Consider the following 21,006-nt stretch of genomic DNA (forward strand, 5'->3'; position numbering starts at 1 on the left):
CGGGCGCGTCCGACCTACCGGCCCGACACGCCCGCGCCTCCGCCCAAGGTCTCGCGCAGGACGGCCGCCTCCTCGTCGAGGTGGTGCAGGAGCGCGGCGAGGGCGGGGGTACGGGTGCGGTGGGCGGCCTCGGTGACGCCCACCGTCCTTCCCACGGAGGGCAGTTCGACCGGGAGCGCCGCCAGGTGCTCGTCGTCGCGCAGGACCAGCTCCGGCAGGAGCGCGACCATGTCGGTCTGGAGCAGCAGCGCCCGCATGGTCAGGATGGACGTGCACTCCACGCGGTCCGCCGGCAGCGACAGGCCGCGGTCCACGAAGAGCGCGCCCAGCTCGTGGCGGAGGGCGGTCTGCTCGACCGGCAGGATCCACGGGAAGCCGAGGGCGTCCGTGAGCGTGACGTCCCCCTCGGCCAGCAGCGGGTGCCCGGAGCGGACGGCGAGCCGGATCGGCTCGCGGTAGAGCATCCGCTGCCGCACCTTCTCGCCCTCGGCGGGCGCGGCGCCCACCCGGCCGACGATCACGTCGAGTTCGCCGCCGAGCAGCGCCGGGTGGAGCACGTCCGGGGTGCCCTCCCGGACGACGACCGTGAGCCGGGGGCGCTCCCGCTTCAGCCGGGCGACGGCCCGGGGCAGCAGCACGTTGGCGCCCGCCAGCAGCGTGCCCACGGTGACCGTGCCGTCCTGCCCCTGCCGGAGCCCCGTGAGGTGCTCCTCGGCGCGCCGCACCTCCGCGACGACCGCGCGGGCGTGGGCGACGAGGGCCTCGCCGTAGACGGTCGGCCGCATCCCGCGCGGCACGCGCACGAACAGCGGCAGGTCGGCGATGGCCTCCAGCTCCCTGAGCGTCCGGGTCGCCGCGGGCTGGGTGAGGTGCAGGGTCTCGGCCGCCCGCACCACGCTCCCGTGCTCGAACACCGCGAGGAGCAGGGTCAGGTGCCGGAACTTCAGCCGGCCGTCCAGCAGATCCATCGCAACCGTCTCCACCCTCTATACCAAGATCGCTATACCTCTCACACCGATCGGCATTGGATCGGCATAGCTGGGTGGGCGCACTATACCGGCACGCCCCGGGGGCGAGTTTCGGACAGCCCCCGGCCCAGCAACGGAGGTCTGCAAGGTGAGTTCACCCGTGCGGCATTACGTAGGAGGCGGGTTCGACGCGTCCGGCGTGCCGTTCCCGCTCGTCGACCCGGTCACCGGGCGCACCGTCGGCGAGGTGCCCGCGGCCTCGCGGGAGCTCGTCGGCCGGGCGGTGGACGCGGCCCGGGAGGCGCTGCGCGGGCCGTGGGCGCGGTGGAGCCCGGCCGAGCGGTCGCGGGCGCTGCACCGGATCGCGGACGGCATCGAGGAGCGGTTCGACGCGTTCGTCGCCGCCGAGTGCGCGGACACCGGCAAGCCCCGCGAGCTGGCCTCGGCGGTCGACATCCCGAGGGCGGTGGCCAACTTCCGCTCCTACGCGGACCTCCTGGCCGGCCGGAGCGAGCGGTCCTGGCACACCCCGACCCCGGACGGGCGCGGGGCGCTGAACTACACGGTGCGCAAGCCGCTCGGCGTGGTCGCGGTGGTCTCGCCGTGGAACCTGCCGCTGCTGCTGCTCACCTGGAAGGTCGCCCCGGCCCTCGCCATGGGCAACACGGTGGTCGCCAAGCCGTCGGAACTCACGCCGTCCACGGCCTGTCTGCTGGCGGAGGTGATCGACGCTGCCGGGCTTCCGGCGGGCGTCTTCAACCTGGTGCACGGGCAGGGCGCGGACGCGGCCGGGCAGTGGCTCACCGAGCACCCCGGGGTGGACGCGGTCGCCTTCACCGGCGAGTCCCGTACCGGTTCGGCGATCATGCGGGCGGCCGCGGACCGGCTGGCCCCCGTCTCCTTCGAGCTCGGCGGCAAGAACGCGGGCCTCGTCTTCGCCGACGCGGACCTGGAGCGGGCCGTGGAGGGGACCCTGCGGTCGGCGTTCACGCACAGCGGGCAGGTGTGTCTGTGCACCGAGCGGGTGTACGTGGAGCGGCCGGTGTTCGAGGCGTTCGCCGGGGCGCTCGCGGCCGGGGCGAAGGAGGCGGCCGGCTACGGCCCGATGATCTCCGCCGCCCACCGCGACAAGGTCCTCGGCCACCTGGCCAGGGCCGCCGCCGACGGCGAGGTCCTGGCGGGCGGCGGGGTGCCGTCGTTCGGCGACGCGCGGGACGGCGGCTTCTGGGTGGAACCGACCGTGCTGGCCGGGCTGCTGGAGGACCACCCGGCCGTCCGGGAGGAGATCTTCGGCCCCGTCGTGCACCTGGCGCCCTTCGACACCGAGGAGGAGGCGCTGGCCCTGGCCAACGCGGGCCCGTACGGGCTCGCCGCCACGGTGTGGACCGGGGACGTGAGCCGCGCCCACCGCGTCGCCCCCGCCCTCGACGTCGGCATCGCCTGGGTCAACACCTGGAACCTGCGCGACCTCCGCACCCCGTTCGGCGGGGTGAAGGCGTCCGGGATCGGGCGCGAGGGCGGCGACCACTCCCTCGACTTCTTCTCCGAGCCGATGAATGTGTGCGTGAAGCTGTGACTACTCTCCCCGCGACCACGGCCGTGACGGCCGCCGCCGCACGCCTGGAGGAGGCGCACCGCACCGGGGTCCCGTGCGCCCCGGTCCGGGACCTGCTGCCGCCCGGCGACCTGGACGCCGCCTACGCCGTCCAGTCCCTCCTCACCGAACGCCGACTGGCCGCCGGACGGCGGGTCACCGGCTGGAAGATCGGCCTGACCTCCCCTGCCGTGCAGGCGCAGCTCGGCGTCGACACCCCGGACTTCGGCGTGCTCCTCGACGACACGGCCGTGCCGGACGGCGCCGAGATCCCCTGGGGGACGGTGCTCCAGCCGAAGGCCGAGGCCGAGGTGGCCCTGGTCCTGGAGCGCGACCTCGGCCACGAGCGGCACACGGTGGCCGACGTGATCCGGGCGGTCGCGTTCGCGCTGCCGGCCGTCGAGGTGGTCGGCAGCCGGATCCGCGACTGGGACATCACGGCCGTCGACACCGTCGCCGACAACGCCTCCAGCGGCGCCTACGTCCTGGGCACCCGCCCCGTGCCGCTGCGCGCGCTGGACCTGCGCACCGCCGGGATGGTGCTGGAGCGGCGGGGCGAGCCCGTCTCCACCGGCGCGGGCGTCGCCTGCCTCGGGCATCCGCTGCACGCGGCCGTGTGGCTGGCCGACACGCTCGTCCGGCTCGGCCGGCCGCTGCGGGCCGGCGACACCGTGCTGACCGGCGCGCTCGGGCCGATGACGGCCGTGGAGCCCGGGGACGTACTGGAAGCCCGTATCGAGGGACTCGGTTCGGTGCGCGCGGCCTTCGGGCGCGCCGGGACGGAAGGGGACGCCCGATGAGCACGACGGCACTGGCCGAGGCCCTGGACAGGGCCGCGCTGGAGGCGCGCCCGCTGCCCGGCGGCGGGAGCGGTCTCGCGGACGCCGCCGAGGCGTACGCGGTGCAGGAGGCGCTGGTCGCGCGGCGGCTGGCCCGCGGCGAGCGGCCGACGGGCGTGAAGCTGGGGTTCACCAGCCTCGCCAAGATGCGGCAGATGGGGGTGGCCGACCTGATCCACGGGCGGCTGACGGACCGGATGGAGGTCGCGGACGGCGGCCGGTGCGAGGTCGCCGGGCTGATCCATCCGCGGGTCGAGCCGGAGGTCGCCTTCCTCCTCGGCGGCACCCTGGCCCCGGGCGGCGACCCGGCGGCGGCGGTCGCCGCGGTGGCGCCCGCGCTGGAGGTCATCGACTCCCGCTACGACGGCTTCCGCTTCTCGCTCCCCGAGGTCATCGCCGACAACACCTCCGCCGCGGCCTACGCGGTCGGGCCCTGGACGACGCCGGGCGAACTGGGCGGCCTCGGCGCGCTCGGCAACCTCGGGGTGCTCCTGGAGCTCGACGGGCGCCCGGCCGAGACCGGCTCGACCGCCGCGATCCTCGGACATCCGCTGCGCGCGCTGGCCGCCGCGGCCCGGCTCGCCGGTCCGCTGGCCCCCGGCACGGTGATCCTCGCGGGCGCGGCCACCGCCGCCGTACCCCTGCCGCCCGGCACGCACGTGCGGGCCACCGTCGCCCGCCTCGGCTCGGTCGCGCTCACCACCGGGGAGGCGGCGTGATCGTCCCCGGCGCCGCCCCGCCCCGCGGGCGCTTCCCGCACCTCAGGCGCGCGGGCGATCTGGTCTTCGTGTCCGGTACGAGCTCCCGCCGCCCGGACGGCGGCTTCGCCGGGGCGAGCGCCGACCCGATGGGCGTGACGGACCTCGACATCCGCGTCCAGACCCGGGCCGTGCTCGACAACATCGCGAGCCTCCTGGCGGCGGCGGGCGGCGGTCTCGACGACCTCGTGTCGGTGACGGCGTATCTCGTCAGCATGAACGACTTCGGCGGCTACAACGAGGTCTACGCCGAGTACTTCGACGAGACCGGCCCGACCCGCACCACCGTCGCCGTCCACCAACTCCCCCACCCCCACCTGCTGATCGAGATCAGCGCGGTGGCCCACCTTCCCGAGAGCGAGGAACAGAGCCGATGACCCTGCGACCGTTCAACCTCCACGCCTGGATCGACGAGCACCGCCACCTGCTGAAGCCGCCGGTCGGCAACGTCCAGATCTGGCAGGACGCCGACCTGATGGTGACCGTCGTCGGCGGCCCCAACCGCCGCACCGACTTCCACGACGATCCGATCGAGGAGTTCTTCTACCAGCTCAAGGGCGACATGGTGCTGCGCGTCATGGAGGAGGAGGGCCGGCCCCCGCGCGACCTCCACATCCGCGAGGGCGACGTCTTCCTCGCCCCGGCCCATCTGCGCCACTCCCCGCAGCGGCCGGAGGAGGACAGCATCGGGCTCGTCGTCGAGTTCGCCCGCCCGCGCGGTGCCCTCGACGCCTTCGAGTGGTACTGCGTGGAGTGCCACCACCTCGTGCACCGCAGCGAGGTCCAGCTCACCTCCATCGTCGACGACCTCCCGCCCGTCTTCGGCGCCTTCTACGCCGACGACGCCGCCCGCACCTGCGGACACTGCGGCGCGCTCCACCCCGGCCGCGACTGGCCCGAGGAACTGCGCCCGCGCACCCGCCGCGACGAGGCGGGCGGCGCATGACCGTCGTCGACGTCCACGCGCACGTCTTCCCCGAGCTGGACCGCGCCGAGTCCCGGCGGCTCACCGGCTCGGACGACAGCCCCTGGCTGCGCACCACGGACGGCCCGGACGCCGGGATGATGATGGCCGGCTCCACCGAGTACCGGCCGGTGCGGCGCACCCTGTGGGACCCGGCCGCCCGCGTCGCCGACCTCGACCGGCTCGGCGTCGACGTCCAGGTCCTCTCCAGCACCCCGCTGCTCTTCGGCTACGGCCTGGAGGCCGGCCGGGCCGCCGACTGGTGCCGGACCGTCAACGCGCACCTGCTGCGGTACGGGGCGTACGCCCCCGACCGGCTGGCCCCGCTGTGCCAGGTGCCGCTCCAGGACACCGAGGCGGCCTGCGAGGTGCTGAGCGAGGCGATGCGGCAGGGCTTCCACGGCGTCCACATCGGCAACCACCTCGGCGACCGCGACCTCGACGACGGGGCGCTGACCGAGTTCCTCACCCACTGCGCGGAGCAGAACGCGGCCGTCCTCGTCCACCCGTGGGACCTGCCGTCCGGTCCGCGCCACGCGCGGTACATGCTGGCCTGGCTGGCGGGCATGGCGGGCGAGACCCATCTGACGATCCTGTCGCTGATCCTCTCCGGCGCCTTCGAGCGCCTCCCGGCCTCGCTGCGGCTGCTGTTCGCGCACGGCGGCGGCAGCTTCCCGTACCTGCTGGGGCGGGCCGACAACGCCTGGCACCGGCGCGACCTCGTCCGGGCCGACAGCCCGCACCCGCCGTCGCACTACACCGACCGGTTCTCCGTCGACTCGGCCGTCTTCGACCCCGGGGCGCTGCGCCTGCTGGTGGACGTGATGGGCGCGGAGCGGGTGCTGCTCGGCTCCGACCACCCGTTCCCGCTCGGCGAGGAGGAGATCGGCCGGCTGGTGCGCGAGAGCGCCCTCACCCCGCGGGAGCGGGCCGCCGTCCTCGGCGGCAACGCCGTCCGCTTCTTCGGACTGACCACCCCGCTGAAGGAGGCCGTACGGTGAAGGCCGCCGTGATCGGATCGGGCAACATCGGCACCGATCTCCTCATCAAGCTCGTCCGCGGCGCGGGCGTCGTCACGCCCGCCGCGATGATCGGCATCGACCCGGAGTCGGACGGGCTCGCCCGGGCCCGCCGGCTCGGCGTGCCGACCAGCGCGGGCGGGGTGGCCGGGCTGATCGCGCTCGACGGCTTCGACGAGATCGACCTCGTCCTCGACGCGACCTCCGCCGCCGCCCACCACCGCAACGCCGCCGCGCTCGCCCCGTACGGCAAGACGCTCATCGACCTGACCCCGGCGGCGATAGGCCCGTACGTCGTCCCGCCGGTCAACCTCGACCAGCACCTGGACGCGCGGAACGTCAACATGGTCACCTGCGGCGGCCAGGCCACCGTCCCGGTCGTCGCCGCCGTCGCCGCCGTGACACCCGTCCACTACGCGGAGATCGTCGCCTCGATCGCCTCCCGGTCGGCCGGACCCGGCACGCGGGCCAACATCGACGAGTTCACGGAGACCACCGCCCGGGCGCTGGAGCGGGTCGGCGGCGCGGCCCGCGGCAAGGCCATCATCGTGCTCAACCCGGCCGACCCGCCGCTGCTCATGCGGGACACCGTGCACTGCGTCGTCGACGACTGCGACACCGACGAGGTCACGGCGTCCGTGCACGCCATGGCCGCCTCCGTCGCCGCCTACGTGCCCGGCTACCGGCTCAAGCAGGAGCCGCAGTTCCGCGCCCTGGCCGCCGACGACCCGCTGACCCGTCTCGGGGGCGGCGGCCGGCTGCTCGTCTCCGTGTACCTGGAGGTCGAGGGAGCCGCCCACTACCTCCCGGCCTACGCCGGGAACCTCGACATCATGACCTCCGCCGCGCTGCGCACCGCCGAGCGCCTGGCCGAACGGAGCCGCCTCGGATGACCTCGGTCTACGTCCAGGACGTCACCCTGCGGGACGGCATGCACGCCGTCTCCCACCGCTACACCACCGCCCAGGTCCGGGCCATCGCCGCCGCCCTGGAGGCGGCGGGCGTCGACGCCGTCGAGGTCGCCCACGGCGACGGCCTCTCCGGCTCGTCCGTCACCTACGGCCCCGGCGCGCACACCGACTGGGAGTGGCTGGAGGCCGCCGCCGAGGTCCTCCACCGGGCCCGGCTGACCACCCTGCTGCTGCCCGGCATCGGCACCGCGGAGGACCTGCGCCGCGCCCACGCGCTCGGCGTCACCTCGGTCCGCGTCGCCACCCACTGCACCGAGGCCGACATCTCCGCCCAGCACATCGGCCTCGCCCGCGAGCTCGGCATGGACGTGTCGGGCTTCCTGATGATGTCCCACCTCGCCCCGCCGGCCGAACTCGCCGCACAGGCACGCCTGATGGAGTCGTACGGCGCGCACTGCGTGTACGTCACCGACTCAGGCGGCCGGCTGACGATGGACGGCGTACGGGAACGGGTCCGCGCCTACCGCGACGTCCTCGACCCGGCGACCGAGATCGGCATCCACGCCCACCACAACCTGGGGCTCGGCGTGGCCAACAGCGTCACGGCCGTGGAGGCCGGCGCCCGCCGCGTCGACGCCTCGCTCGCCGGGCAGGGCGCGGGCGCGGGGAACGCGCCGCTGGAGCCGACCGTCGCCGTCTTCGACCTCATGGGCTGGGAGCACGGCTGCGCGCTGTTCCCCCTGATGGACGCCGCCGAGGAACTCGTCCGGCCGACGCAGGACCGGCCCGTGCGGATCGACCGGGAGACGCTCACGCTCGGATACGCCGGGGTGTACTCCAGCTTCCTGCGCCACGCCGAGACCACCGCCCTGCGGTACGGCCTCGACACCCGCGACCTGCTCGTCGAGGCGGGCCGCCGCCGGCTGGTCGGCGGGCAGGAGGACCTGCTCACGGACATCGCCCTCGACCTCGCCCGCCCGCCCCGGACCGCCGCCCCCCGCACCACCGTTGGAGAACCCTCATGCTGACCGAGCGCGCCGCCGCGCTGGACGCGGCCGACCCCCTCGCCCCCGTCCGCTCCCGCTTCCTCCTCCCCGAGGGGGTGGTGTACCTGGACGGGAACTCGCTGGGCGCGCTGCCCGCCGCCGTCCCCGCGGCCCTTCAGGACGCCGTGCACCGCCAGTGGGGCACCGACCTGATCCGCTCCTGGAACGCCAACGGCTGGTGGGAGGCGCCGACGCGGACCGGCGACGCCGTCGGACGGCTGATCGGCGCGGCCCCGGGGCAGGTCGTCGCCGGGGACTCCACCAGCGTCCAGCTCTTCAACACCCTCCTCGCGGCCGCGCGGCTGCGGCCCGGACGCCGGCTGCTGCTGACCGACCCCGACCACTTCCCCACCGACCAGTACATCGCCGACTCGGTCGGCCGGCTCCTCGGCCTCGACGTCCGCCGGGTCCCCGCCCGGGAGGCCGCCGCCTTCCTGGCCGCCGAGGGCGCGGACGTGGCCGTCGCCGCGTACGCCCCGGTGGACTACCGCACCGGCGAGCTGTACGACATGGGCGCGCTCACCGCCGCCGCGCACGCCGCCGGAGCCCTGGCGCACTGGGACCTCTGCCACGCGGCGGGCGCGCTCCCCGTCGAACTCGACGCCGTCGGCGCGGACTTCGCGGTCGGCTGCGGATACAAGTACCTGTCCGGCGGGCCGGGCGCCCCGGCCTTCGCGTATGTCGCCGCCCGCCACCAGGACGCCTTCGACCACCCGCTGACCGGCTGGCACGGGCACGCCGACCCCTTCGCTATGTCCGGCAGCTACGCCCCCGGGCCGGGCATCGGCCGGGCCAGGATCGGCACGCCCGCCCTGCTGTCCCTGCTCGCCCTGGAGGCGGCGCTCACCGCCTTCGACGGGGTGGAGATGGCCGAGGTGCGGAAGAAGAGCCTGTCCCTCACCGGCTTCTTCCAGGAGTGCGCCGACGCCCTCCTCGACGGCCTCGGCTTCACCCCCGCCACCCCGCGCGACCCGGCCCGCCGGGGCAGCCAGGTCGCGCTGCGGCACCCGGAGGCGTACCCGCTCGTCGCCGCGCTCACCGCCCGGGGCGTGATCGGCGACATGCGCGCCCCCGACCTGCTCCGCTTCGGCTTCAACGCCCTGTACGTGTCCCACGCCGACGTCCTGCGCGCCGTCGAGGAGCTGAGGGACGTCGTGACCTCCGGCGCCCACCGGGCCCCCGAGTTCCAGCAGCGCCCGACCGTCACCTGAGCCCACCCCTGCCCCTGCCCCTCCGCCCGCGCACGTCCTCGATCCCCGCCCCCCCCGCGTACGTCTTCGAAAGGACCGCCCATGCGCTCCACCCGCAGGAACGCGGCGCTCGCCGCCGGTGTCGCCGCCGCCGCGACGGCCACGCTGCTCGTCCCCGGAGTCTCCGGCGCCACCACCGGGACGGCCGCCGCCGCTGCCGCCGACCCGGACGTCGTCGCCGTCTGCGCCGACCGCCGGCCCGGACCCGCCGACCCCGGCGCGTACGGCATGCAGCTGGACGGCACCTTCCGGCACCCCTCCCTCACCCCGGTCGACGAGGAGTCCGACCACCCGTTCCCGGGCCGCGCGGAGGCGTACGACACCCGGTCGTACATCAAGAACATGAAGGTCGAAGCGGCGTACGAGGGCGCCGACTTCACCCCGGACTACTTCCACACCTGGCAGAACGTCGTCGACTTCGACGGGCGCCGCTACCTCTTCCAGTACGACCGATCCGAGGGCCGCGTCTACGACATCACCGACGTCAAGAAGGTGAAGGTGGTGGAGAAGCTGAGCCGCGAGGACGTCGGCGGCGACGAGACGCGCGCCAACGGCGACTGGGCGGCGCACGACTACTGGGGCGCCTCCACCGTCCAGTGGAGCGAGAAGCTCGGCGCCTACGTGATGGTCCAGAGCTTCGAGAGCAAGCGGCAGATCTCCGAACTCTCCGACCACCCGCCGCTCGACAAGTACAACAACCCCGACGGCGTACGGAAACTGCGCGAGAAGCCCGGCCTCAAGGGCTTCAAGGTCTACCGGCTGGACGGCCCGCGCAAGAAGGACTGGAAGCTGCTGGCCACGGTCTCCACCGACTCCACCCAGGCCGATCCGCTCCGCTCCGACCCGGCGTCCGCGCAGCAGGGCTCCGGCTCGATCGACGTGCCCCACTGGACGGGCGGGCGGTACATGTTCCTCGCCACGGCGCCCGACGACACGTACTCCGGCACCGAGTACCCGACGAACCTGCACTCGGCCGGCTACCAGTCCTGGGACATGTCCGACCCGGCCCGCCCGAAGCTCCTCGACACCTGGCACCTCCCGGGCCAGCGCACCGGCGAGGACGCGGCGTACCGGAAGAACCCGCGCTGCGGGAACCGCACCAGCTGGATGGGCGCCCGGATGCCGCTCTTCCTCCCCAAGCCCGTGGAGAAGGGCGGGCGTTACGCCTTCGCCGCGATGGGCGGATACGGCCTGACGGTCCTCGACGTCTCCGACCCGTCGGACATGCGGACGGTGGCGCATCTGGACCTGCCCGAGTCGGTGGCGGGCACCGAGGGCGACAACATCGACGTCTCCCAGTACGAGAAGACCGGGATGATCTACTACTCGGGCTACCCGCTCACCGAGGACTGTTACGAGCCGTACAAGGACGTCTACCAGATCGACGTCCGCGACCCGGCCCGCCCCCGCGTCGTCGGCGCCCTCCCCCGCCCCGTCCCGCCGCGCACGGCCGGCTTCGACGACTACTGCCAGCGCCGGGGCAGCTTCGGCCCCAAGCGGACCGGCTACTACACCAACCCGGGCCGCCACGACGCCGGTCTCCTCGGATACGGCTTCTACAACGCGGGCGTGCAGTTCTTCGACGTCTCCGACCCGGCGAAGCCCGAGATCTCCGCGTACTTCGTGCCCAAGGCGTACGGCCGGGACACGGCGGAGTACGCGTACGGCAACCAGACCCACGGGGTCTACGTGGAGTGGGACCGCAACATCGCCTGGGCGCTGACCAACCACGGCATCTACGCCCTGTCCTCGAAGGTCCTGGGCAAGCCGGACCTCGACCGCCCCGCGAAGCCGTTCCGCACCAGCGAGTTCTGACCCGCCCCTTCCTCTCCCTTCCGTTCCCCTTCGCTTCGCCCCCCGGTCTCCCTCCCTCCCGTCCCCAGAAGGGTTCCTCCGCCATGCCCGCAACCGGCGAATCCACCGGCCTGGTCCGCTCGCTCACCCACCGGCAGACCACCATGATCGGGCTGGGCTCCGCGCTCGGCACCGGTCTCTTCCTCGGCTCCGGCACGGCGATATCCGTCGCCGGACCCGCCGTGATCGTCTCGTACGTGATCGGCGCGGTGCTGGTCGCCGTCATCGCCGTCCTGCTCGGCGAGATGTCCGCCGCCCACCCCGTGCCGGGCTCGTTCGGCACCGTCGCCCACCGCTACCTCGGCCCGTGGGCCGGATTCCTCAGCCGGTGGCTGTACTGGTTCAGCGCGGTCGTGGTCATCGGCACGGAGGTCGTCGCCTCCGCCCTCTACATCCGCTGGTGGTGGCCCGGGGTGCCGATGTCGCTGGCCATCGTGGCGATCGCCGCGATCGTCCTGGCCGTCAACGTCATCAGCGTGAAGTCCTTCGGCACCACGGAGTTCTGGCTCTCCACCGTCAAGGTCGTGGCGCTGTGCGCCTTCGTGCTCTGCGCCGCGCTGCTCGTCTTCTTCGGCCTGCCCGACACCGAGGCCACCGGCCTCGCCCACCTCACCGACGACGGCGGCTTCCTCCCGCACGGCGCCAAGGCCGTCTGGATCGGCATGTCCGTGGTGATGTTCGCGTACGCCGGCTTCGAGGTCGTCGCCATCGCCTCCGCCGAGGCCACCGACCCGCAGCGCACGATCCGGACCGCGATGCGCCAACTGGCCTGGCGGCTCGCCTTCTTCTACCTCCTCTCCATCACCCTCGTCCTCGCGCTGATCCCGTGGCGCAGACTCGCCGCCGGTGACGGCAGCGTCGAGGCCAGCCCCTTCGTGACGGTCTTCACGGAGATCGGGGTGCCCGCCGCTGCGACCGTCACCAACATGGTCGTCCTCATCGCCGCCATGTCCGCCGCCAACGCCCACCTGTACGGCGCCTCGCGGCTGCTGCACTCGCTCGGCGGCGACGGCCTCGCCCCGGCGCCGATGGCCCGGCTGAGCGGGCGCGGCGTGCCCGCCGTCGCCCTGGCCGCCTCCACCCTCGGCATCGCGGTCGCCGCGCTGCTCGCGTTCTACGACGTCAGCGGGCTCTTCGGGATCCTGATGTCGATCGCCCTCTTCGCCGTCCTGATGGTGTGGCTGCTGATCCTCGCCTCGTACGTGGCCTTCCGCCGCCACCGGAACGCGCACCCGGAGGAGTTCACCGGCTTCAGCATCCCCGGCGGCGACAAGCTCGCGGTCGTGGCCGGTGTCGGCGTCCTGGCCGTCGCCGCGACCGCCGTCGAGGTCCCCGACATGCGGCAGGCGGCCGGCATCGGCCTCGCCTTCACCCTGGTCCTCCTGGTCTGTTACGCCCTGACCGGCGCGCGGCGGGCGAACCGCACCGGAGGAGTGCCCTCCGCCCCGGCCGGCGAACAGTCGTAAAGAAATCCGCGCCGGACGCGAATCCTCTGCGGGCTCCGCCGCCTCTTGTCCGTGTACCGGCCGCACGGGCCGGTACGAGCGGAAGGAGACATCATGCTCATCACCGGCCTCGTCGTCGTCGGAGTCCTGCTCGTCGGAGCGTGCACCTGGCACCTGCTGCGGCGGTACCGGAGCCGGGCCTGAGCCGCGCCCGCCCACGGGAGCCCGCAGAGCACGAGGAAGAGCAGATGAACCGACCCTTCTCCTGGCCGGACGAGCAGCTCGTCAGGGCCGCCCAGGACGGCGACGTCGCCTCGCTGACCACCGTCGTCATGGAATCGCAGCCGCACGTGCGGAAGTTCGCCCTGTCGCTGTGCGCCTCCCCGCAGGACGCGGAGGACGCGGCGCAGGAGGCGCTGATCATCCTCTACCGGAAGATCGGCACCCTGCGGGCGACGGGGGCGCTCGCCTCGTGGATGTTCCGCATCGTGCGCAACGAGTGCCTCCGGCAGGTCCGGGCGCTCGTCGCCCGGACCGAGGAGCCGGTGGCCACCGCTCCGGAGACGGCCGCCGGGCCGTCCGCCGAGGAGGCGGTCCTGCACCGGCTGGAGGCGCGGCGGATCGCCGCCGCCGTCGGGGCCCTGCCCCGGGAGCAGCGGCAGGTCCTGATCATGCGGGACGTGCAGGGGCTGCCCGGCAGGACCGTCGCCCACGCGCTGGGCCTGAGCAACGCGGCGATGAAGTCCCGGCTCCACCGGGCGCGCGCCGCCCTCCGCCACTCCCTGGCGGCGACCGAGGTGGCGCCCGGTCCTCACTCAGAAGAAGGAGACCCGCGATCATGAACCATGTCTCGAACGTCGACGCCGTGAAGCCCACCGACGCCGTGAAGCCCGCTCAGGGGCCGGACTTCGCGAGCAAGTCCGTGCCGCGCCACCTGGCGCGCGGCGCCCTCGGCTTCGGGCTGATCATCGGCTCGATCGCCCTGGTGCCCGTCGCCGGACCCGCCACCCTGCTGGCGGCCCCGCTGGCGCTGATCGCCTTCCGCGGGTGCCCCACCTGCTGGATGGTCGGTCTGGCCCAGACGATCTCCCGGGGCCGGCTGGAGCGCCAGTGCGCGGACGGCGTGTGCACCCTCGCCGTGGCACGGACGTAAATCCCGGGGGTCCGGCGAGGCCGGCTGTTACGCTGGCGGGGACCTTGACCCCTGACGAGGAGCGGCAGACATGGCGGGTGACGACGACATCTCCGGGTGAGATCCGGAGCTGACGGCCCCCGGACGCGCCGATGAGCGCGCCACCGGAGCGGCCTCATGTGTCGTACCCCTTTTCCCTCGTCTGCCCGGGGCGGAGCCGTATCCGTCGCCCGTCCCCCTGTCCTCCCCCGAGGTCACCTCCATGTCTCACGCCACCGTCGTCTGCTCGGACCTGTCCTTCTCCTGGCCCGACGACACCCCCGTCTTCCACGAGCTGTCGTTCAGCCTCGGCAGCGGCAGCACCGGTCTGGTCGCGCCCAACGGCTCCGGGAAGAGCACCCTGCTCCGGCTGATCGCCGGCGAGCTGCGCCCCACCGCGGGCGCGGTCGCCGTCGGCGGCACCCTCGGATATCTGCCGCAGACCCTGCCCCTGACCGCCGCCCTCACCGTCGCCGACGTGCTCGGTGTCGCCGACGTGATCCGCGCGCTGGACGCCGTCGAGTCCGGCGACGTGCGCGAGGAGCACTTCACCACCATCGGCGACGACTGGGACGTGGAGGAGCGCACCCGCGCCCAGCTCGACCGGCTCGGACTCGGCGGGCTCGCCCTGGACCGCGCCCTGGGCACCCTCAGCGGCGGCCAGGTCGTCTCCCTCGGCCTCGCCGCGCAGCTGCTCAAGCGGCCCGACGTGCTGCTGCTCGACGAGCCGACGAACAACCTCGACACGGACGCCCGGCACACGCTGTACGACGCGCTGGCGGACTTCGACGGGCTGCTGCTCGTCGTCGCGCACGACCGGGCGCTGCTGGACCGGATGGACGGGATCGCCGAGCTCGGCGCCTCCCGACTGCGCCTGTACGGCGGGAACTTCAGCGCGTACGAGGAGGCCGTGCGCGGCGAGCAGGAGGTCGCGGAGAAGAACGTACGCAACGCGGAGCAGGAGCTGAAGCGGGAGAAGCGGGAGCTCCAGCAGGCCCGCGAGCGGGCCGACCGGCGGGCGAGCAACGCCGCCCGGAACCTGAAGAGCGCCGGGCTGCCGCGGATCTTCGCCGGGAACATGAAGCGGGGCGCCCAGGAGTCCGCCGGGCGCGCCGGGCAGACGCACGCGCACCGCGTGGGCGAGGCCCGGGCCCGCCTCGACGAGGCGGAGCGGGCCCTCCGGGAGGAGCAGCGCCTCGTCCTGGAGCTGCCCGACACCCAGGTACCGGCCGGACGCGACCTCTTCCTGGGCGAGGCCCTCCAGGTCCGGCACGCCGGTCGGGAGGTGTTCGCCGAGGGCGGTGTCGACCTGTCGGTACGAGGCCCGGAGCGGATCGCCCTGACCGGCCCCAACGGCTCGGGCAAGACGACCCTGATGCGCCTCGTCACCGGTGAACTCACCCCGGACGAGGGCTCGGTCAAGCGCGGCGCCGGCCGCGTCGCCTACCTCTCCCAGCGCCTCGACCTGCTGGATCCGAACCTGACGGTGGCGGAGAACTTCGCCGCGTTCGCCCCCGCTCGCCCCGAAGCGGACCGCATGAACCTCCTCGCCCGCTTCCTCTTCCGCGGCGCCCGCGCCCACCTCCCCGTAGAGGTCCTCTCCGGCGGCGAGCGCCTCCGCGCCACCCTCGCCTGCGTCCTGTGCGCCGAACCGGCGCCCCACCTGCTCCTGCTCGACGAGCCGACCAACAACCTCGACCTGGTAGGCGTAGCCCAGTTGGAGAGTGCCCTCGACGCCTACCGCGGCGCCTTCATGGTCGTCAGCCACGACGAGCGCTTCCTCGCCGCGATCGGGGTGAACCGCCGCCTGCGCCTGGAGAACGGCACACTGCGGACCACGGGAGCTCCCGGGGAGTGACCCCGAGGTGGAGAGCCCCAGCACGCGCGGGGCCAGGAGGCCGGACGGGGGCTCAGGCGTGGAAGCGGTTGTTGAGGTAGGCGAGGACGGCGAGGACGCGGCGGTGGCCGGTGTCGCTCGGTGGGAGGCCGAGCTTGAGGAAGACGTTCCCGATGTGTTTGCTCACGGCGCGTTCGGTGACGACCAGTTGGGCGGCGATGGTGGTGTTGTCCTTGCCCTCCGCCATGAGCTGGAGCACCTCGCGCTCGCGGGGCGTGAGGCGGTCGACGGGGTCGTCCTTGCGGGTGGCGAGGAGTTCGGCCACCACTTCGGGGTCCAGGGCGGTGCCGCCGGCGGCGACCCGCTCCAGGGCGTCGAGGAACTCGTCGACGCGGCCGACCCGGTCCTTGAGGAGGTAGCCGACGCCGCTCGCGCCGCCGCCGAGGAGTTCGGCGGCGTAGGTCTCCTCCACGTACTGGGAGAGCACCAGGATCGGCATGCCGGGGATCTCGGCGCGCGCCGCGAGCGCGGCGCGCAGCCCCTCGTCGCGGAAGCCGGGGGGCATGCGCACGTCCAGGACGGCGACGTCGGGGCGGTGTTCGAGGAGTGCGGGCAGCACCTCGGGTCCGCTGGCGGCGACGGCCGCCACCTCGTGCCCCGCGGAGGTGAGGAGGAGTACGAGTCCCTCCCTCAGCAGCGCGTTGTCCTCGGCGATCACCACACGCACGGAAGCTCCACTTCGATCACGGTCGGCCCCCCGGCGGGGCTGGTCACCTGGACGAGGCCGTCGAGGGCGGCGATCCGGCGCCGCAGGCCGAGCAGCCCGCTGCCGCCCGACTCGTCGGCGCCGCCCCGCCCCTCGTCCCGCACCGAGACTTTCAACGCGCGCGGGGCGCGCGCGAGTTCCACCCGGGCGGTCGGCGAGCCGCTGTGCTTGGCGGCGTTGGTCAGCGATTCCGCCACGGCGAAGTAGGCGGCGGCCTCCACGGCCGCGGGCGGCCTGCGGCCCTCCTCCAGCCCCTCCTCCGTCACCTCGACGTCCAGGCCGCTGCCGGCCGCAAGTGCCCGCACCGCGCCGACCAGGCCCCGGTCGGTCAGGATCGGCGGGTGGATCCCGCGGACCACGTGCCGGAGCTCGGTGAGCGCCTCCTCGACCTGGTCCTGCGCGTCGTCGAGGAGCTTGCGGGTGGCGTCCGGGTTGTTCTCGTACGCCCGCCGGGCCAGGCCGACCCGCATGGAGAGGGCGACCAGCCTGGCCTGGGTGCCGTCGTGCAGGTCGCGCTCGATGCGCCGCAGTTCGGCTCCGTGCGCGGCGACGGCGTCGGCGCGGGTGACGGTCAACTCCTCGACGCGGTCGGCCAGTTCGGCGCTGCGCAGGGCGTCGGCGGAGGGTTCGAGGAGGGTGCGCGACCAGGCGGAGTCCAGGGCGGCGAGCCGGCCGACGGCCGGCAGCACGACGGGCCGGTGCCCCAGGAGCCGGCTCCAGACCCCGTCCACCAGGAAGGCGAAGAGCCACACGATGACCGCCGCGTAAGCCAGCAGCCAGCCGTAGAGGGCGTGCGCGGCGATCCAGCGCAGGTCACGGTAGGTGGCGGGGTCCTTGACCGCGGTGCGGACCCGGACCCGGAGGTCGCCGGCGACGGGCTCGTACAGCTCGGGGATCGCCTCGCCGGTCCACCGCTCGACCTCACGCCGCTTGAAGCCGGCGACCCGGCGGAGCAGCAGGACGGTCTCGGGCACCACCCCGGCGCCGATCCCGGTGAGGGCGACGACAGCGGTGAAGACCAGGACGGGCAGGAACAGCAGGGAGGCCAGCGCCAGCCCGGCGGCTCTCGCCAGCTGTCGCGTGGCGCGCCACTCGATCCACAGCCTCTCGTTCACACCCGTGTTCATACCGATCAGATTAGGTGCCCGGTCCGGAACGGGGAGGTGTGCGCACCACCCGGCGGGGGGTGGAGCGGGCTACACCCCCGATCGGGGACGGCGCACCCTCGTCCGGACGTCGCCGGGGCGGCATGGTGGTGTCAGCGGGGGCCACCGGGCCCCGGCTCACCGCTCCGAGGAAAGGGAACGTCATGAAGGCTCTGCTCTGGGTCCTGCTCGTGGCCGCCGTCGCCGTCAACGTCTCCACCAGCTTCGCCTTCGACGGCGGGAAGCAGGTGGCGATCAGCGTGAGCACCGGTTCGGTGGCGCTGGGCACGGCGGCGGCCCTCTTCCTCACGCGGTCGAAGCGCGCCAAAGCCTGACCCCGGTGCGGTCGGCAACACCCGGGGGGCCGTCTCGGATCGCTCCGTCAGGCGGGAGGGGTTCTCCTGAACCAGCCGCTGAAGCTCTGCGTCCCGGCCTCGGACGCGGTCGCGGATCGCGCGCCCGCGCCATTGCCCGTACCCGTACCCGTACCCGCGCCCGCGCCCGTGCCCGTACCGGGGCCGCGCTTCACCGCTCTGGCCAGGACCCGTTCCGCCTCGGCCTGCCAACTCGCGGAGTCCGCGCGGGGCGGCGGCAGGAACAGGCCCCTCTCCGGTGCGTCCGCCGCCGCTCCGAAGAAGTCTCCGCCCTTGCGTCGCACGTCGTCGGTTCCCCAGGAGCGGCCGGAGCCGCCCGCGGGGACCCTCTGGAGGTGCGGGATGTGTTTGGCGCAGTGGATGTACGCCTCCTCGACGGTGATCACCACCCATACGCGGGCGCGCCGGCCGGGCACCGGGTCGATCGCGAGCGTGGTGTGGGCACGGCGCATGTCCTCGTCGGCCACGATGCCGGCGCGCCCGTTGACGTGGAGTCCGATCCGGTCGCGGAGGAAGTCCAGCATGAGGACGCCGACGTGCGGGTTCTCCTCGATGTTGCCCAGGCTGGCGTGGACGCCGTTGCCCCGGTACTCGGGGTAGGCGAGCGTCGTGTCGTCCAGGACGTGGAGGAAGCCGGGCGGGCCGGCACGGAAGGTGTTGTCGCACGCGCCGTGCCGGTCGGCGGTGGCGAGGAAGAACATCTCCTGCCGGGCCGCGAACTCCCGCATCCGCGGGTTGAGTCGCTCGAGAACCTGCTCGGCGTAGAAGCGGTCGGCCCGCTCCGTGGTACCCATGCGCTGCTGGACGTGGTGTTCGCCGTCACTGCCCGGGCGGGTGGTGCGCAGGGGCGTCGTCTGTGTCCGCAACTGCCCCGCCTCCTCGAAAGTGCTCACTTCGCTGCCCCGACCAGTCCCTCGATGGAGTCGTGCCGTATGCGACGGGAGGGGACACCCATGTCCAGCAGGGTGTCGACGCCGCGTCGGATCATGCCGGGCGGACCGGACAGGTACGCGTCACAGGTGTGCCACGAGCCGTACTCGCGTACCGCCTCGGGGAGTCCGCCGGACAGGCCGACGGGACCGCCGTCGACCACCGGCCGGACCGAGAGCCAGGCGTGCGACTGCTGCAACCGCATCATGGTCTCGAAGTCGTACAGGTCGTCATTGCGGCGTGCGCCGTAGAACACGTCGACGGAACGGTGCCGGCCGTGCCGCGCCACGTCCTCCACCAGGGCCTTGATGGGTGCGATACCGGTGCCGCCGCCGAGGCAGAGCAGCCCGTTGTCGGTGGTGTGGTCGACCGTCATGGACCCGGCGGGGGGACCCAGTCGGAGAACGTCGCCTGGACGGGCGCGGTGGACGAGGGCGTTGGAGACCCAGCCCGCCGGTACGGCCTTGACGTGGAAGGAGAGCAGGCCGTCGGAGCGCGGGGCCGAGGCGAAGGAGTAGTGCCGCCACACCCGCGGCCACCAGGGCGTCTCCAGGGCGGTGTACTGCCCGGCGAGGAAGGGGTACGGCTGGTCGGGCCGGACCGTGACGATCGCGACGTCCTTCGTCCGCGGGTCATGGGCGACCACCTCCGCCTGCCACCAGGCGGGCGCGCGCATCTCGTCCGTGGTCGCCGCGTCGATCATGATCTGGGAGATGGTCGTGTAGGCGCTGACCCAGGCGGCTTCCGTCCTGGGTCCCCAGTTCGACGGCGCGTACCGCGCGAGGGCGCCGATCAGGGCCTCGCCGACGGCCGGATAGTGCTCGGGCCGGGTGCCGTACTTGCGGTGGCCCCGGCCGAGGTGGGTCAGGTACGTGGTCAGGGTGGCGGGGTCGTCCGCGTGCGTGGCGGCCGTGAGCAGCGCGGTGAAGAGCCGGTCGCGCTGGGTGTCCATCGCCGCGGGGAAGAGCGCCCGCAGGGCGGGGTGGCGGAGGAAGAGCAGCGCGTAGAAGTGCGAGGTGACCGTGTCGGCGATGGGCTCGATCTCGGCCATCGTCCGGCGCAGCAGCACACTGTCGGGAGTGTCCGCGCCCACGGCCGACGGCCGCGAGCGGTCCTGCGGCGGCGGTCCAGGGCTTCGCGCGAACCAGCCTCCCCCACCCCCGTTCCCTCCGGTGCGGGCGCCGTCGGCGGAAGCGGTGGCCGGAACGTCCATCGGTCTGCCTCGCCTCGAACATCTGCGGTCGGTCTCGTCCTGGCCCGGGTCGCCACGCGGGGCCCGAAAGAGCTGAGTCGCCCCCTCCACATTCACCCGATCAGGCGAACGCGGCCGACCATACCCCGGCCGAGCGAACACGCAACGAGCGCGGCGCCCCGTCCGACACATCCACGTTTCCGCTGGTCAGACGATGGTTACTGACAAGTCGGAGCGACGCGGCAGCCCCTACGGCCCGAGTCCACGCGCCATACACCGACGGAAGACTCACGGAGTCCCCAAACCTCCTCCACATTTGCCGGGAACTCCGAGGGGGGAGATGCGAGGTCGTGCGCGTGCGCGCACCATGAACAGGGAAACGCCACGCGCCACCTTCCGCACGGGTGCGAGGAGGGCTTCGTCCATGGCAGTACGCCACCAGCTGGTCCACGGACCGCCGCGCGCGGTGTGGGCCGTACTCGCCGATCCGACACGGTACGCGGAGTGGGTGGTGGGTCCCTCCGCGTCCGTGCCACTCGATCACGCCTGGCCCGAGGTCGGATCACGGCTCCGCTACACCGTCCGTCTGGGCCCTTGGTCCGTCGAGGGGGTGACGACCGTACGCCACCGCGAGCCCGGCGAAGAGCTGGAGCTGGAGGCGTCGTTCAAGGCTCTCGGTACGGCGAGGATCTTCCTCCAGCTCCGGCCGTGGGGCGCGGAGACACTCGTCGTCTGCGACGAGCACCCCCTGCGCGGCGTGGGCGGCACCCTCCACAACCCCGCGGTGGAGGTCCTGCTCCAGCTCCGCCACCGGGGCATGCTGGCCCGCCTGGCCGGGCTCGTGGAGCAGGATCAGGCGGGTGTCCGTCCCACCTGAGCCGACGCGCCCTCCCCGCCCCCGCCCCGCTCCCGCTCCCGCACCCCCGCCCCCGCCCCCGCCCCC

At 73.7% G+C, this 21,006-nt stretch carries 21 protein-coding genes; 16 read left to right on the forward strand and 5 right to left on the reverse strand.

The genetic code is table 11. From position 1 onward, the window contains the following. Positions 1 to 14: 14 nt before the first annotated feature. The gene (locus ACFXMG_RS29215) at positions 15 to 968 is read right to left on the reverse strand and encodes a LysR substrate-binding domain-containing protein (RefSeq protein WP_383816624.1); all 954 of its coding nucleotides are present in this window, start codon (positions 966 to 968) and stop codon (positions 15 to 17) included. A 160-nt stretch (positions 969 to 1,128) separates the two neighbouring features. Here ACFXMG_RS29215 and ACFXMG_RS29220 point away from each other — a divergent pair, with 160 nt between their 5' ends. The 14 genes from ACFXMG_RS29220 (at position 1,129) to ACFXMG_RS29285 (ending at position 15,677) form a co-directional block, all read left to right on the forward strand. After that, on the forward strand, positions 1,129 to 2,544 hold the full coding sequence (locus ACFXMG_RS29220; protein WP_383816621.1) for a 2-hydroxymuconic semialdehyde dehydrogenase: 1,416 nt from the start codon (positions 1,129 to 1,131) through the stop codon (positions 2,542 to 2,544). After that, a complete protein-coding gene (locus ACFXMG_RS29225) occupies positions 2,541 to 3,362 on the forward strand; it encodes a 2-keto-4-pentenoate hydratase (RefSeq protein WP_383816618.1) in 822 nt (273 codons plus the stop codon). Before ACFXMG_RS29220 ends, ACFXMG_RS29225 begins: the two co-directional genes overlap by 4 nt. After that, positions 3,359 to 4,120 (forward strand): 2-keto-4-pentenoate hydratase, encoded by a 762-nt coding sequence (locus ACFXMG_RS29230; protein WP_383816617.1) that lies wholly within the window; start codon positions 3,359 to 3,361, stop codon positions 4,118 to 4,120. The genes ACFXMG_RS29225 and ACFXMG_RS29230 overlap by 4 nt, the downstream gene beginning before the upstream one ends. Further along, on the forward strand, positions 4,117 to 4,536 hold the full coding sequence (locus ACFXMG_RS29235; protein ID WP_383816614.1) for a RidA family protein: 420 nt from the start codon (positions 4,117 to 4,119) through the stop codon (positions 4,534 to 4,536). Before ACFXMG_RS29230 ends, ACFXMG_RS29235 begins: the two co-directional genes overlap by 4 nt. Next, a complete protein-coding gene (locus ACFXMG_RS29240) occupies positions 4,533 to 5,105 on the forward strand; it encodes a 3-hydroxyanthranilate 3,4-dioxygenase (RefSeq protein WP_383816611.1) in 573 nt (190 codons plus the stop codon). The genes ACFXMG_RS29235 and ACFXMG_RS29240 overlap by 4 nt, the downstream gene beginning before the upstream one ends. Beyond that, positions 5,102 to 6,124, forward strand: a complete 1,023-nt coding sequence (locus ACFXMG_RS29245) for an amidohydrolase family protein (RefSeq protein ID WP_383816608.1) — start codon at positions 5,102 to 5,104, stop codon at positions 6,122 to 6,124. Before ACFXMG_RS29240 ends, ACFXMG_RS29245 begins: the two co-directional genes overlap by 4 nt. Beyond that, positions 6,121 to 7,035: an acetaldehyde dehydrogenase (acetylating) gene (locus ACFXMG_RS29250; protein ID WP_383816606.1), complete on the forward strand. Its 915-nt coding sequence runs from the start codon at positions 6,121 to 6,123 to the stop codon at positions 7,033 to 7,035. Before ACFXMG_RS29245 ends, ACFXMG_RS29250 begins: the two co-directional genes overlap by 4 nt. Then, on the forward strand, positions 7,032 to 8,081 hold the full coding sequence (gene dmpG, locus ACFXMG_RS29255) for a 4-hydroxy-2-oxovalerate aldolase (protein WP_383816603.1): 1,050 nt from the start codon (positions 7,032 to 7,034) through the stop codon (positions 8,079 to 8,081). Before ACFXMG_RS29250 ends, dmpG begins: the two co-directional genes overlap by 4 nt. Continuing rightward, complete coding sequence (gene kynU, locus ACFXMG_RS29260; protein ID WP_383816600.1) at positions 8,075 to 9,310, forward strand: kynureninase; 1,236 nt, start codon at positions 8,075 to 8,077, stop codon at positions 9,308 to 9,310. Before dmpG ends, kynU begins: the two co-directional genes overlap by 7 nt. 81 nt (positions 9,311 to 9,391) lie before the next feature. Continuing rightward, entirely contained in the window at positions 9,392 to 11,164 is a 1,773-nt protein-coding gene (locus tag ACFXMG_RS29265) for a hypothetical protein (protein WP_383816597.1), read from the forward strand. Positions 11,165 to 11,247: 83 nt separating this feature from the next. Continuing rightward, positions 11,248 to 12,669, forward strand: a complete 1,422-nt coding sequence (locus tag ACFXMG_RS29270) for an amino acid permease (RefSeq protein ID WP_383816595.1) — start codon at positions 11,248 to 11,250, stop codon at positions 12,667 to 12,669. Between the two features lie 227 nt (positions 12,670 to 12,896). Beyond that, entirely contained in the window at positions 12,897 to 13,490 is a 594-nt protein-coding gene (locus ACFXMG_RS29275) for an RNA polymerase sigma factor (protein WP_383816592.1), read from the forward strand. Continuing rightward, positions 13,487 to 13,801 carry a hypothetical protein gene (locus ACFXMG_RS29280; protein WP_383816590.1) on the forward strand — a complete coding sequence of 105 codons (315 nt, stop codon included), beginning with the start codon at positions 13,487 to 13,489 and terminating at the stop codon, positions 13,799 to 13,801. The genes ACFXMG_RS29275 and ACFXMG_RS29280 overlap by 4 nt, the downstream gene beginning before the upstream one ends. Positions 13,802 to 14,042: 241 nt before the next feature. After that, positions 14,043 to 15,677 carry an ABC-F family ATP-binding cassette domain-containing protein gene (locus ACFXMG_RS29285; RefSeq protein ID WP_383816587.1) on the forward strand — a complete coding sequence of 545 codons (1,635 nt, stop codon included), beginning with the start codon at positions 14,043 to 14,045 and terminating at the stop codon, positions 15,675 to 15,677. A 52-nt stretch (positions 15,678 to 15,729) separates the two neighbouring features. Here the strand turns inward: ACFXMG_RS29285 and ACFXMG_RS29290 are convergent, their stop codons facing one another. Further along, positions 15,730 to 16,383, reverse strand: a complete 654-nt coding sequence (locus tag ACFXMG_RS29290) for a LuxR C-terminal-related transcriptional regulator (RefSeq protein WP_383816585.1) — start codon at positions 16,381 to 16,383, stop codon at positions 15,730 to 15,732. After that, a complete protein-coding gene (locus tag ACFXMG_RS29295) occupies positions 16,371 to 17,549 on the reverse strand; it encodes a histidine kinase (RefSeq protein ID WP_383816582.1) in 1,179 nt (392 codons plus the stop codon). Before ACFXMG_RS29295 ends, ACFXMG_RS29290 begins: the two co-directional genes overlap by 13 nt. 182 nt (positions 17,550 to 17,731) lie before the next feature. On the opposite strand from ACFXMG_RS29295, the gene ACFXMG_RS29300 reads away from it, so the two are divergent. After that, positions 17,732 to 17,902, forward strand: a complete 171-nt coding sequence (locus ACFXMG_RS29300; protein ID WP_383816579.1) for a hypothetical protein — start codon at positions 17,732 to 17,734, stop codon at positions 17,900 to 17,902. 47 nt (positions 17,903 to 17,949) lie between these two features. Here ACFXMG_RS29300 and ACFXMG_RS29305 read toward each other — a convergent pair whose 3' ends face one another. Together ACFXMG_RS29305 and ACFXMG_RS29310 are read right to left on the reverse strand one after the other, a co-directional pair. Further along, positions 17,950 to 18,834, reverse strand: a complete 885-nt coding sequence (locus ACFXMG_RS29305) for a pyridoxamine 5'-phosphate oxidase family protein (RefSeq protein WP_383816577.1) — start codon at positions 18,832 to 18,834, stop codon at positions 17,950 to 17,952. Beyond that, a complete protein-coding gene (locus ACFXMG_RS29310; protein WP_383816575.1) occupies positions 18,831 to 19,940 on the reverse strand; it encodes a globin domain-containing protein in 1,110 nt (369 codons plus the stop codon). Before ACFXMG_RS29310 ends, ACFXMG_RS29305 begins: the two co-directional genes overlap by 4 nt. A 547-nt stretch (positions 19,941 to 20,487) precedes the next feature. On the opposite strand from ACFXMG_RS29310, the gene ACFXMG_RS29315 reads away from it, so the two are divergent. Further along, a complete protein-coding gene (locus ACFXMG_RS29315) occupies positions 20,488 to 20,940 on the forward strand; it encodes an SRPBCC family protein (RefSeq protein ID WP_383816572.1) in 453 nt (150 codons plus the stop codon). Positions 20,941 to 21,006 lie beyond the last annotated feature (66 nt).

The organism is Streptomyces sp. NPDC059201 (assembly GCF_042754585.1).
Lineage (GTDB): Bacteria > Actinomycetota > Actinomycetes > Streptomycetales > Streptomycetaceae > Streptomyces.